Source organism: Enterobacter genomosp. S, assembly GCF_001631805.1.
GTDB classification, from domain to species: Bacteria; Pseudomonadota; Gammaproteobacteria; order Enterobacterales; family Enterobacteriaceae; genus Enterobacter; species Enterobacter quasihormaechei.
In genome coordinates this window covers 1-13,997 of the sequence record NZ_LVVA01000021.1, presented here as the reverse complement: position 1 = coordinate 13,997, position 13,997 = coordinate 1, and the positions used below count along the sequence as shown (strand labels likewise).

Sequence of the window (13,997 nt, the reverse complement as noted above, 5' to 3'; positions counted from 1 at the left end):
TTACCCCGGCCCTCTCCTCTTTGGGGAGAGGGTTAGGGTGAGGGGAAAACACTGAGGTACTTCTTAATGAAATTCCCGCTTCTGTTCGCACTCCTCGCCTGCACGCTGCCGCCCGCATTCGCCGCGGCTATTCTCGTTCGCGTCGCCACCGTGGAGCAGACCGCCCATGCCGCCGAGCGCCAGATCCCGGGCCGCATCGAAGCCATTCACACCGTTGAGCTGCGCGCGCGTACGGAAGGCGTGATAACGAAAATCAACTTTCGCGACGGGCAGTACGTGAAAAAAGGCGACGTGCTGTTTGAGCTGGACGACGCCGAGCCGCGTGCCGCCCTGCGTCTGGCGCAGGCCGAAGTGAGAAGCGCCGAAGCCACGCTGCGTCAGGCGCAGCAGCAGCTTTCCCGCTTCGAAAGTCTGGGCAGCAGCAACGCTATCAGCCGTCACGACGTGGACAACGCCCGCATGCAGCGCGACGTGGCGAGCGCCGCGCTGGAGCAGGCGAAAGCCCGGCTCGACACCCGCAGCGTCACCCTGAACTACACCCGCATCACCTCACCGATTGACGGTCGCGTGGGCCACAGCCAGTTCCATGTGGGCAGCCTGGTGAATCCTGCCAGCGGCGTGCTGGTGGAGGTGGTCCAGCTCGATCCCATCCGCATCGCCTTTGCGCTGGAAGAGGGGGCGTTTGCCACCAAAGCCGGACAGCACGCGGATATCAGCGCCATGAAGCAGGCCTGGCAGGCGCTGATCGACAGCAACGGTCAGCGCGTCGGCGGGGAACTGACGTCCGTGGACAACCGCATCGATCCGCGCACCGCCAGCGTGATGCTGCGCGCCGAGTTCGCTAACCCGCGCCACCAGCTGCTGCCCGGCGGCAACGTGAATGTCTATCTGCGTCCGGCGAGCGAGCAGCCGGTGCTGACGCTGCCCGCCGCCGCGGTCCAGCAGAACGGCGACGGGTTCTTCGCCTGGGTGGTTAACGCCGACGGCAAAGCCGAAAGGCGCCCGCTGAACGTGGCCGGGCAGATCGGCCAGCAGTTTCAGATTGCCTCCGGCGTGAAGACCGGTGAGCGAGCGATTACCGACGGCGCGCAGCGCGTGCAGCCCGGCGCTGCCGTCCAGATACTCAATTAAGGAGCCATCATGCTGACGTTTTTCATCAAACGCCCGCGCTTCGCGATGGTGATTGCGCTGGTCATCACCCTGCTGGGGGCTATCGCGCTGAGGATCATTCCGGTGGAGCAGTATCCGCAGATCACCCCGCCGGTGGTGAATGTTTCTGCCAGCTGGCCGGGCGCCAGCTCGGCTGACGTGGCGGAGGCCATCGCCACGCCGCTGGAGACGCAGCTTAACGGGGTGGATCACATGCTCTATATGGAGTCCACCAGTTCGGATGAAGGTAGCTACAGCCTGAACATCACTTTTGCGGCGGGGACCGATCCGGACCTTGCTGCCATCGACGTGCAAAACCGCGTGGCGCAGGCCGTGGCGCAGCTGCCGACCGAAGCACAGCAAAACGGCGTGCAGGTGCGCAAGCGCGCCACCAACCTGATGATGGGAGTAAGTCTTTACTCACCGAACAACACCCACACGCCGCTGTTTGTCAGCAACTACGCCAGCACCCAGGTGCGCGAGGCGCTGTCGCGTCTGCCCGGCGTGGGGCAGGTGCAGATGTTCGGCGCGCGCGACTACAGCATGCGCATCTGGCTGCGTCCGGACCGCATGAACGCCCTGAACGTGACCACCGATGACGTGGCGCAGGCGCTGCGCGAGCAGAACGTGCAGGGGGCGGCGGGCCAGATCGGTACGCCACCGGTATTCAACGGCCAGCAGCAGACGCTGACCATCAACGGGCTGGGGCGCTTAAGCCAGGCCGAAGACTTTGCCGACATCATTATTCGCGCCGGGGAGATGGGCCAGCTGGTGCGCCTGAAGGACGTCGCCACCATCGAGCTCGGTTCGCGCAGCTACAGCTCGGGCGCCCAGCTGAACGGGCATGACTCTGCTTACCTTGGCATCTACCCAACGCCGTCCGCCAACGCCCTGCGCGTGGCCGACGCGGTGCGCGCGGAGCTGGAGCGTCTCTCGACGCGCTTCCCGGACGACCTGGTCTACGAGGTAAAATTCGACACCACCACCTTCGTTGCCGCCACCATTAAAGAGATTGGCGTCTCGCTGGCGCTGACCATGCTGGCCGTTGTGGTCGTGGTGTCCCTGTTCCTGCAAAGCTGGCGTGCGACGCTGATTGTCGCGCTCGCCATTCCGGTGTCGCTGGTGGGCACCTTTGCGGTGCTCTACGCGCTCGGTTACTCCGCTAACACGCTGAGCCTGTTCGCCATTATTCTGGCGCTGACCATGGTGGTGGATGATGCCATCGTGGTGGTGGAAAGCGTCGAAACCCTGATGGCGGAAGGGCAGAGCCGCACGGCGGCGACCGCGCTGGCACTGCGCCAGATCGCCGGGCCGGTGATTGCCACCACGCTGGTGCTGCTGGCGGTGTTTGTGCCGGTGGCGCTCCTGCCGGGGATCGTGGGCGAGCTGTACCGCCAGTTCGCGGTGACGCTCTCCACCGCCGTCACGCTCTCAAGCCTGGTGGCGCTGACCCTGACGCCCGCGCTCTGCGCGATGCTGCTGCGCCCGCGTCCGGCGAAGCCTGCCGCCATTTTCCGTGGGTTCAACCGTGGGCTAGACGCCACGCGCACGCTTTACACCCGGATAGTGAGCGTGTTTAACCGGCGTCCGTGGCTGGCGCTGCTGGCCACCGCAGGCGCGGCGGCGGTAGTGGCGTTCAGCTTTATGTCGATGCCAAAGGGCTTCCTTCCGCAGGAAGATCAGGGCTACTTCTTCGCCAGCGTCCAGCTGCCGGAAGCGGCCTCGCTGGAGCGCACCGAAGCGGTAATGACCACCGCGCGCGCGCTGATCGCTAAAAACCCGGCGGTAGAAGACGTGATTCAGGTCTCCGGGTTTAACATCCTTAACGGCACCAGCGCCTCCAACGGCGGGTTTATCTCCATCATGCTGAAGGACTGGAGCGAGCGCCCGCCGCTGGACGAGGTGATGGGCACCCTTCAGCGCCAGCTGCTGGCCCTGCCGGAAGCGACCATCATGACCTTCGCGCCGCCGACGCTGCCGGGGCTGGGTAATGCCTCCGGTTTCGACCTGCGCATTCAGGCACAGGCGGGGCAGAGCCCGGCGGAACTGGAGCGCGTCACGCGTGAGGTGCTGGCGAAAGCCAACCAGCATCCGCAGCTGAGCCGCGTGTTCACCACCTGGAGCAGCAACGTGCCGCAGCTAACGCTGACCGTTGACCGCGAGCGTGCGGCCCGGCTCGACGTGCCGGTGTCGCGCATCTTCAGCAGCCTGCAAACCGCCTTCGGCGGCACCCGCGCCGGGGATTTCAGCGTCAACAACCGTGTTTACCACGTGGTGATGCAGAACGAGATGCAGTGGCGTGAGCGCGCGGAGCAAATCAGCGAGCTGTTCGTGCGCAGCAACAGCGGCGAGCGGGTGCGTCTGAGCAACCTCGTCACCATCACGCCGACCGTCGGCGCGCCATTTATTCAGCAGTACAACCAGTTCCCGTCGGTATCGGTAAGCGGTTCGGCAGCGGAAGGGGTAAGCAGCAGCACCGCGATGGCGGCGATGGGCGAAATTCTGGCGCAGAGCCTGCCTGCCGGGTACGACTACGCCTGGAGCGGCATGTCGTATCAGGAGCAGCAGACCGGCAACCAGGCGGTATGGATTGTGCTGGCGGCGGTGGTGATGGCGTGGCTGTTCCTCGTCGCCCAGTACGAGAGCTGGACGCTCCCGGCGAGCGTGATGCTTTCGGTGCTGTTCGCCATCGGCGGGGCGCTGGTGTGGCTATGGCTGGCGGGCTACGCCAACGACGTGTACGTGCAGATCGGTCTGGTCTTGCTGATCGCGTTAGCGGCGAAAAACGCGATTCTGATCGTGGAGTTCGCCCGCGCGCGGCGGATGGACGGGATGGCGATTGTCGATGCCGCGCGGGAAGGGGCATCGCGCCGCTTCCGCGCAGTGATGATGACCGCCGTGTCGTTCATCATCGGCGTTCTGCCGATGATGCTGGCGACCGGGGCGGGTGCCCAGAGCCGCCGCATCATTGGCACCACGGTGTTCAGCGGCATGCTGGTGGCAACCGTGGTAGGGATTGTGTTTATCCCCGCGCTGTTCGTGCTGTTCCAGCGCCTGCGCGAGTGGGGCCACGGTCTTACGGACTCGTCGCCCACAGCTCGCAGTGCTTCTGCACCAGAGAAATAAGCGAGCCGCCGTCGGCGATGAAGTCCCGCATGCGCTGCGCCTCGCTCTTGCCCTGCTTTAACAGCAGGGCAATTTCCTTGATGGCGCTCGTTGCGCCGAGCTTCTCGGCCGACGGCGCAACCTGCTCCAGCAGCCAGGCGATATCGTCCGCCACGGTTTTGTGCTCGCCGGTATGCACGTCCGTCAGAACCCCCTCCAGCCCATAGCGACACGCCTGAAAACGGTTAAAGCGGTACAGCAGAAAATCCCGTTCCTGATGCTTATAGGGCCGCGTGGTCAGCAGCCAGTGGGACGTCGCCTGGATCAGCCCGGCGATGTTAATCGCGTGGCCGAGCGTCAGCGGGGTATCCATCACCCGTACCTCGACGGTGCCAAAGTGCGGGCTGGGGCGAATGTCCCAGTGCAGATCTTTAATGCTGTCGATCATGCTGGTAGCGCTCAGGCGTCGGAACAGCCCCTCGAACTCCTGCCAGCTGTTAACCCACGGCATCTGGCCGTTATCCGGGAACCCCGAAAAGATATTGAGCCGCGACGAGGAGAACTTCGTGTCGGTGCCCTGCATGTACGGCGAGGCGGCCGCCAGGGCGATAAAGTGCGGCACGAAGCGCGACAGGCCGTGCAGGAGATAAATGGCGTCATCCCCGGTCCGGCAGCCGACGTGCACGTGCTGTCCGAACACCGTCGCCTGCAAAATCAGATAGCCAAAGCGCTCCAGCGTGACGTTATAGCGCTCATCGGCGCAAACTTCCTGACGCTGCCACTTCTGGAAGGGGTGCGTTCCGCCGCCGCAGATCTGGATGTGATGCTCTGCCGCCGCGCGCAGGATGCTCTGCTGCATCACCGAGAACTGCGCCGCCGCCTGGTCAATGTTCTGGCACACGCCGGTGGCGATTTCGAGCATGCTTTCAGTGATGTCGTGTTTGACTTCGCCCCCTTTGATGTCGTCTTTGACGGCAGCGATAAGCGCGGAAGAGTCCTGGCTCAGGTCGTATCCAGGCGGATTAACCACCTGGAGTTCAAGCTCGATGCCGAGGGTGTAGGGTTCAGACGATTTGAAATCAGGTAAAGGCATGGCGCACTCCGTTGTCTGTTGTGTGTTGAGTATAGACAATGGGCGTGGCGCGCTCGTCTCGTGGTGGTATATGTGCAAAAGGGGAGTGAGTTATGTCTGACTTTCCATCGATTGCGCTGATTGGTTCCGGTTCGACCGTCATTAATTCATCCGCAGAAAGCGTATCTGATTCGTAAGGATGAAAATAATCGCTTTGCTGAATCTACGGCAAATCACGCCCTCTCTACAAAAGGATTTTCTGAATGACCAGGGAAGTTATTGCGGCGTACCGGGTTGCGGGAGGGGGGATTGGAAGACTGATTTAATGCACGAAAAAACAGTGTGATGGAGGCTGCAATGAAGCAGCCTTTTTAATAAATCAGATTAACAATACGCGAGAGTTATTTTTTTAGATTCTCTGGAAAATTATCGGGCAACTGGTCAGGCGGACAATTAATAACAGATTCATTATTTACACCGCTGTCGTTGACGTATGTAATGGTTGCAAACTCGTCAATGACTTCAGTCGGATAGGCAGGACCCGCGCTGCGATACTCTTCCATTTTGTCGAGATGATCGTTCTGGAAACAAACCGTTTTCTCTGGATTGTTCATAACCCAGCGAGGGAAGAATATGGTTCCATGGAAAAGCTTGTCTCCGAGATTGGCAATCAGACTGACATCAGTACCCGTTGGCTCGGTCCAGGATACCTTATAGATCTCCTTACCGACACGAACGATGTAGACATGCTGGTCTTTGACCCAGCGGCCACCGACCATACCGCTGTGAATTCGGTAATCGATCGTGTTTTCATTTTTAATGTAAAGCTCGTAGTTCCAGCCGTTGTCATAAGTATAGACAAGGTGTTTACCAGTGAAACCTGAGAGATCATCTTTATTAAAGTCTGCCATGTCACATCTCCTGATGTACTTAGATATTGCCCCACAACGTGAAATAAAAGTATAGATGCTTTCATTGGACACAGCGTTTAGGTATGTAAGAGCATGTAAACCGTAGAGTGAAAATATGATCTCAAACTTACGCAGCTTAGGTTGGGCTCCGCGAAAATTGACCGGCATTTTTTAGGACAGGGGGCATCAATTGCGGAAATAAGGTATATCGACAGGGTAAGTATTTGTGAGCGTTATCAGGCGGCAGCGTACCAGTTTTTCACTGTCTGCATACCAGAAAGAAAATTGCCCGGTGGTCTGGTTATAAATCATCTGGTCAAGATTAGCAAAGGGGAAGATAAGAAGTGAACCCTTGCGAAAGTGTCCTGCTCCTGTTTCAAACTGATTTCCCCCCCATGATTCCTGTGAGTGTTCGTAGCGGTGAAGGATGACCTCGATCTGACCGCGCATTGGGCAAAACAACCTGATAGCTGAATTTTCGAGGGATAAAGCATACGACGAAATTGAATAAAAAAAAGTTAATACAAATATTTTGACGTGTTTGAACATTGAAAATCCTTTGACAATCTCTCCGCTCTTTAGGGCGGGAATTTCTACGACCGGACGGCAATGAGCCGCCGCAATAATAATACAGGGAACCTCCCTGTATTATTATTTTACTCAGCGCGTTATCGGCATTACCCATACTCACTACGAATCTGCATCCGTGTGGATGGGCGTGTCACGTGTGCACGGTTAATTTACCGCTGCACAGTTAATGCTCTGGCTATAACTTAACCAGTCAATAACGCACTGGTTGCTCCCTTTATTTAGATAGTTGAACTTAACACTGAATTTATTGGTTGCCAGTATTGATTCAACGGTAGGAACCCAGGTGCCATATTCTCCCGCGACGGCATACTGGGTTCCATTTTTCCAGGGCTGACTGAACCAGTTATCGGTCACGGTAATAGGCCCTCTTGAAGGCTGACCACGCACGCCAATTGAGGAGCGATTGCTGGTACCGTAGCGCCCATAATCAAACCAGTTTTGCGTTACTTCCATAAACGCACCGGCGCCTGCTGACTGATATCTGTGCATATCAAACTGATGATAAGCTCCGGTTCCGCCGCCGTTAAGCACCAGGTTATGGTGCGCCGCGTAACCTTCTCCAGCCATACCGCTTCCGGCAATTGAATGCCGGTTACTGTTGAACAGGTTACAGGCAACCTCTGCCGTGGCGTTACCGTTTTGCACAACCACTCCATACCCGAGCTCTTTTTTAATATTCTGATGAATATAGCTGTGGTGAACCCGCACATTCGTTGATTTTTTTACGCTCACCGCAGCCCAGGGCCATCCCCAGAGCTCCATATTGTCGACCTCAACATTATGGCTGCCTTCAACGGTCTGGATACCAATAGTGGTATTGTTCGTCAGGATTCCTTTGTAAGGGCCTTCATATCGGATACCCGAAATACGCGTATTGCTGTCCATCATGATAATCGGGAATTTATTTTCTTCTTCGCTCATGTAAGGAATACTCAGGCGCGCTCCCTCGCTGCCGTTTGCCCCACGATCGCTAAAAATAGTGGTTCCGCTTTTGATGAAGAGCGCGTTTTGCCGGACCGGTAATTCAATTTCAACATCGCCGGGAATATAGATATAGGGGGTGCCGGCATCGACCAGCGCCTTTAGTGTGGCATAGTCAGTAGCCTCCTGATAATTCACGCTGTCTTTATCTATCTGGCTCGCATAGCCTTCTCCGCCACCGACGACAGAGCACTGACCGTTTGCATCAAGTAGCTGGGTGGTGACGACAACGTTCAGCTCCAGCGGCGAGGATACCGTGCCTTTTCTGTCAACGGCGCGGATCGTAACGGGATAACGGTTTTCGCCGCCCACGATAAAGCCCGGCAAGGTCAGCATGAAGGTCCCTTCTTTCTCCGTAATGGTGCCGCCGGCGGTTTTGAAGGCAGAAGCCTCAATCTGGTAATTTGCGACGCCGTACAGGCTCTGAACCTCCGGCGTTACCTCGGTTGTGCTGCCTTCAAAGCCCGTGACAGCCGTCTCCGCGGTGATGGTGAAGGGCGCCTGGCTGACGACAACCTCTATTTTCGTCGGCTCGCTGATATTGCCGTGCGGATCCTTTCCGGTAACCGTGATGTTGTAGTGGTTGCTTCCCGTTGCCTGCCATGCGGGCATGACAAAATGATAGTCAGGCAGTGTGCCGGTAATCTTACCGCCTGCGGCAAGGAAATCCTCCGCGCTGAACTGGACATCACTTATGGTGGTTCCTTCTGACACCACGTTTATGGTGGTATCCACCGTTTCCTGCTCGGTTCCGGTCAGCGTGTCGGGCGCCGAAACGGCAATGCTGACAGGCTGCACCTCTAACGTCAGGGTGACCGGTGTCGACGAGCGGCCAGACTTATCCCACGCGACAGCGCGCACGGAATAGCGGTTGGTTCCCTCTTTTTTCCATAAAGGCAGCGTGAACCGCCAGGCATTTGTGCCGTCCTGCGTAATTTTTCCGCCAGCGCTGAAAAATGCCTCACCCTGCCACTCGATGCGATCGATGCCGGACTGGGCGCTGGCCTGCGGCGTAACGACAAGCTCCTCACCTGACTTGCCCGTCAGATTTTCATCAAGAACAAGGTTAATGGCCGCTGAAAGCACTGAAACCATGGCGGTAACCGGCGCGGAACGGTGGTTTTGGTCGTCACCTGCGGTAAGGGTAATTGCATACTGGTTGGAGCCCGAGTCCGACCATGCAGGCAGAACCAGCCAGACTTTATCTTTTTCGACGGTGACTTTACCCCCATGGGCAACAAACTCGGGCGCCTCCCAGTCGAGCCGGGTGACGGCGGTTTTTGCATCAATCGTCAGCGGCAGCGCAATACGCTCCCCCTCATCACCCTTCACCTCTGGCGGAACGGTGAGCACAATCGCGCCAGGCTCAACCACAATTGTCAGGGTGACCGGTGTCGATGAGTGGCCAGACTTATCCCACGCGACAGCGCGCACGGAATAGCGGTTGGCCCCCTCTTTTTTCCATAAGGGCAGGGTGAACCGCCAGGCATTTGTGCCGTCCTGCGTAATTTTTCCGCCAGCGCTGAAAAATGCCTCACCCTGCCACTCGATGCGATCAATATTGGACTGGGCGCTGGCCTGCGGCGTAACGATGAGTTCCTCACCAGAGTTACCCGTCAGATTTTCATCAAGAACAAGGTTAATGGCCGCTGAAGCCACAGAAACCGTGGCGGTAACCGGCGCGGAACGGTGGTTTTGGTCGTCACCTGCGGTAAGGGTAATTGCATACTGGTTGGAGCCCGAGTCCGACCATGCAGGCAGATCCAGCCAGACTTTATCTTTTTCAACGGTGACTTTACCCCCATGGGCAACAAACTCGGGCGCCTCCCAGTCGAGCCGGGTGACGGCGGTTTTTGCATCAATCGTCAGCGGCAGCGCAATACGCTCTCCTTCGTTACCCTCCACCTCTGGCGGAACGGTGAGCACAATAGAGCGCGGTTCAACCACGATCCGGGCTGAAGCGATGTTAGAAACGTTCCCCTCGCTGTCACTCACCGTTACTTCAATGGGATAACTGTTTTCACCGCCAGCCTTATAGGGTGGCAGAACGACGCTATAGTTCAGGCTCAGATTGTCCGCTTCTGGAGCACGCGTCTGGATAAACTTGCCGCCGGCGGCAAGAAATTCCGGTGCCTTCCAGTCAACTTTACCGATGGTGCCGGTACTGCGAACATTAAGGCCGAGGGCCAGCGTTTGTTCCTCTTCACCCTTGAGGTCGCCTGCCAGCGAGATTTTGACATCCAATGGCAAAACATCCACCTCAACGCGGAACGGCGCTGATAAGTTGCCTTTTTCATCAATGGCACGCCCCTCCAGCAGATAGTGATTACTGCCGGTTGTTTGCCATTCGGGCAGAACGATGACATAAGCGCCGTTTACATTGGTGATATCGCCACCTGCGGCGAAGAAATCCTGACCCTGCCAGCCAATTCCGGCCACGGCATATCGCGAAGAGATGTCCAGGTTTAACGCGAGATGGCTGCTTTCAACGCCTGAAACCTTGTGATGCGGAGCCACGGAAAACAGGCGATCCTTTTTGTATTCCAGAACAATAACGTTGTTTCTGTCCACCAGATCATAGCGAGAGCCCGCCAGCGTGCGGTTAAAGCGAACACGCTCCGGATCAAGCTGCGTTTTGAGCGGCAAACCAAACTGCCAGGAGAGGTTCAACCCTATGGAAAATTCGTCACCGCCGCCACGCGTGTTAACCGTTTTTTGCAGTGAAATTCCCGCCAGGGGGACAGGGGTGTAATTCAGACCTAAGGTCAGCAGCTGAGGATCTTTCTGAAGATCATCCGGGCCAAAAATACCGACTTGATCGCCATAATACCGAGCCCAGGTAATTTTTCCGCCAAGCTGAGGCAAACCCGGTAGCCAGGCTTCTGTCCGGATATCAAAGCCATTAGCGACGCGTTCGTGGTAGTCTGTGAGATCGCGCGAGCGCTTCCAGTCGCTGAGCCGGTAATAGCCATTGGCAGAAACGCGAAAGAAATCGCGTGCATATTCAAGACCTGTGCCCAGGCGCTTATGCTGGCGACTGACGTCGTAATCATAAAACATATTGGCACCGAACATGGCTGAGTCAGAAGGCCAGAATCGATACCCCATGCCGAGATTCGCCATGGTTCTGTCGTCGATCCGCCTAATCCCCGTCTGGGAAAAAAACAGATGGCTGCGGTTTTCGTAAAGGGGCAGTAAAAAATCGAATTCACTGCCGTCAAGGTGCGCGCTGCTTAAATTCAGCTTCACTCTTGCCGTGCCAAATGAAGAAAGGCTTTGCTGAACGGCCGAGCTGAATAATCCTGAGGCCATGCTGCCGCCGACGGCGCTGATGCGATCGGCGGAAGCGTCCTGCCCCAGCACTTGAGCCAGCTTAGCGCCTGCGCCAGCCCTTGCCCGGAAGAGGGTTTCTTCACGGCTGATTTCTTCCTCATGCAGCGCGCGATAGACACTCTCCCTGACCGTCATGGCGCGATCGTTCGTATTCATCTCACTTCCCGCAGCCAGTCCTGGCTGCATGAAAAGCACAATGTACATCCCGTGCTTTCGCTTAAAATGGGATAGGCAGCTGACCACCATATTGATTATTACTCCCTTGCTTATACAGGCGCACTTTTGACATTGATAATTTATATAAGCGTGCGCGCTAAATTATATTAAAAGTCTTTGCCACGTATTTAGACCCAACTATCATCGATAGGTCATCGTGAATGATGCCGTAGCGTTTATTGTTCCGGGTTGAATGTTTTTGTCCGTCTGATAGTAGGCAGCCTTAAATGGAATATTCACGATTTCCCCATTCGAAGTCGTGGTAGTGTGATTGATCATGCTGCCAAATTTCACTGGAGAATCTTGATGTAAAATCTGAATGCCAACCCCGCTGGCAGTGGATGCGCTGCTAAGGCCTAATACTCCGTTGGCGGCGTCCGCAAGTGCCGAGACATTATCCAGCGTTACGTTCACAGATGTTTGTGCATCACAATCAAGCGATACATTAAAATTCACTGGGTTTTGGGTACTGCCAACGCCATTAAATTTAGAGGCAACGGCAAATCCCATATCAATATTTAAATTGCTATCCTGTACCAGACACGAAACGGTATTGGTATTGATGCCTGATATAAGGTATTTAAACAGAGGCTGTCGCTGTACGCTTTTACTTACTGGCGTGCTGTACTGAATCGCAATGACGAGTGGGGAAATTATGCCCGTCCTGGGCGTTGACGCCGTTTTGACCAGCTCAAAGGTATCATTGAAGGTTGCCCCTTTTTGCGATATGCCTCGCTGCCAGGTGCTCAGGTTCAGCGAACCGTTAGTAACGGTGCCCGTAGCCCCGGTGGTACTGGAATAGTTTTTCCAGCGTAACCCAATTCCTTCAACGTTTGTGGCCCGTACGCCCGCTATCACTGAAGCACCATTGTCAATATTTGTTGGTGCCAGCTGAATTAACCAGGACCCTTCCGCTGTGGTTTGACCTTTCGCATCGCAGTTGATGGGATGGCTAACCGTTACCGAACCCAGCACACTTCCGACGGGTACATCCCGCTGAATAAGAATATTTTGATCGAAGTTAACGTTGACATCCGATGCTGTACATAAAGCGTAAGTATCAACTGAGATAAAACTGCCTGCAATGAGGATAATAATTTTAAAAAATGTGCGCACAGCGAATTCCTTAATTATGTCTGGCAATGTTGCGGAAAATGCTTTTCCACAACATCACTGAAGCGATATTCATCTATAAAACCGCGTATAAAATTTGTTAGCTATCCTCGCAATAACTCCTTCTCTGACTTTTTATCACTGACATAGCGCGGTTATACGTTGAATAGCCCCGGGGCGGTTTTCATGTTTTATCGTTGTCTGGCAATTTATCTGACCCCAGGTCGCTGAAATACGATCGCCGTTATTCAGACCGCTCAGGTAAACCTCACCATCATTACCAACGATGCTCATCACGTCACGGCTCTCCAGCTTGACCATTGATCCAAAGGGTACGGGCCCATTTTTGTAGCGCAGTTTAATTAACGCGCGGTAGCCCGTTCTGGCATTGAACGTTGCGCGCACAACCGCGCCGCGGGTCGGTACCACGTTAACCACAGATTCTGCGATATCGGTATCAGGCCCGAGCGAACGGGTATCAATAGCGATACGGTTCTCCTGATAAGCGCTGGTATAGGGAACAATCGCGTAGCCGCGCCAGTCGGTTTTCACCCCCGGATTATTGCGCACCTTCAGGCCTGATGCCCCCTCGGCCTTCACCAGCGCAACGGTGTCGCCGAGCGGTTGCGAGAACGTGATGCCGTCTTCATGAGCGACAATACCGCCCTGCACACCAACGTTAAGCTGGCTGTTATCCCGGCTGTAGTTATAACCTGCGCTGACGGTGCCGTAGCCGCCTTTATAGGTGCCGCTGACCGAACTTCTGGACTGGCTCCCCGATGAGGTATACCCCTGTTGAAGCGAATAACTGAGATTGTTATCAGCAAGCGCTGTACCGCTCAGCCCCACCTGATGCGTTTCGCCGCCCTTTTTTTGGGCGTTCACGCTGTAGCTGGCCCAGCTTTTCGGCAACCATTTACTGAGCGGCACCTGCAAGCTGAAGGCGAGGATCTGATCCTTTTGCGCCACGCCAGGGGTTTCGCTGTAGGTGTAGCTCAGCGAATAGCCGATCTCGTTGATGCTGGTGTTAATGCCCGTACTGATGCTGCGTTCATACCCTTCCCGTCGCCAGTAGTCCTGCTGGTAGGCGCTAATATAAAAGCTCCCCCAGCTCATCAAGGACTGATTAAGATTAAGCTGTAGTCGGCTTCGTTTGTTGTAGCGCTGGCTGGCGTAGTCGTTTACCTCCTGAAAAGTATAAAACCCCTCGGTGGAATATCGGTAGCTGGCCAGCGTTACCGTGGTATCAGTGGTCGTCACCGTTTTCGAATACTGCACCCGATAGGATTGTCCACGGCTTCGCCTGACTTCGTCCTGTTTAAGCTTGCTGTCGGCCAGGGTAACATCCGCAGAAAGCGACCCGATCTCACCAAAACTTAAGCCCGCACCCAGTACGCCGGCAAGATAGTTATCTGCGCCCAGCATGCCGCCATAAAGAGTAAGCGTGTTTGACACGCCCCAGGCCAGGGTACCCTGACCAAATGAGGGCTTCTGCGCATTATCTTTGGTGGTACGGTATTCACCGC

The 13,997-nt window shown here is 56.1% G+C and carries 8 protein-coding genes; 2 read left to right on the top strand and 6 right to left on the bottom strand.

The genetic code is table 11. The annotated features are described in order from the left end of the window. The first annotated feature begins 66 nt into the window (after positions 1-66). On the top strand, positions 67-1,131 hold the full coding sequence (locus tag A3466_RS16860; protein ID WP_063451547.1) for an efflux RND transporter periplasmic adaptor subunit: 1,065 nt from the start codon (positions 67-69) through the stop codon (positions 1,129-1,131). Between the two features lie 9 nt (positions 1,132-1,140). Beyond that, a complete protein-coding gene (locus A3466_RS16855; protein ID WP_063451546.1) occupies positions 1,141-4,275 on the top strand; it encodes an efflux RND transporter permease subunit in 3,135 nt (1,044 codons plus the stop codon). On the opposite strand, the gene A3466_RS16850 is transcribed toward A3466_RS16855, so the two are convergent. From A3466_RS16850 to A3466_RS16825, 6 genes are all read right to left on the bottom strand, one after another. Then, positions 4,226-5,347, bottom strand: a complete 1,122-nt coding sequence (locus A3466_RS16850; RefSeq protein WP_063451545.1) for a YbdK family carboxylate-amine ligase — start codon at positions 5,345-5,347, stop codon at positions 4,226-4,228. The two genes, A3466_RS16855 and A3466_RS16850, sit on opposite strands and share 50 nt — an antisense overlap. A 380-nt stretch (positions 5,348-5,727) precedes the next feature. Then, positions 5,728-6,237, bottom strand: a complete 510-nt coding sequence (locus tag A3466_RS16845) for a phenolic acid decarboxylase (protein ID WP_063451544.1) — start codon at positions 6,235-6,237, stop codon at positions 5,728-5,730. Positions 6,238-6,423: 186 nt separating this feature from the next. Further along, on the bottom strand, positions 6,424-6,786 hold the full coding sequence (locus A3466_RS16840; protein WP_063451543.1) for a hypothetical protein: 363 nt from the start codon (positions 6,784-6,786) through the stop codon (positions 6,424-6,426). Positions 6,787-6,972: 186 nt separating this feature from the next. Then, positions 6,973-11,298, bottom strand: coding sequence for an inverse autotransporter beta domain-containing protein (locus tag A3466_RS22900; RefSeq protein WP_165602761.1), 4,326 nt, complete (start codon positions 11,296-11,298; stop codon positions 6,973-6,975). Positions 11,299-11,499: 201 nt separating this feature from the next. Further along, a complete protein-coding gene (locus A3466_RS16830; protein WP_120286601.1) occupies positions 11,500-12,474 on the bottom strand; it encodes a fimbrial protein in 975 nt (324 codons plus the stop codon). Between the two features lie 135 nt (positions 12,475-12,609). Continuing rightward, a partial coding sequence (locus tag A3466_RS16825) for a fimbria/pilus outer membrane usher protein (RefSeq protein ID WP_131797721.1) occupies positions 12,610-13,997 on the bottom strand: 1,388 nt, incomplete at its 5' end.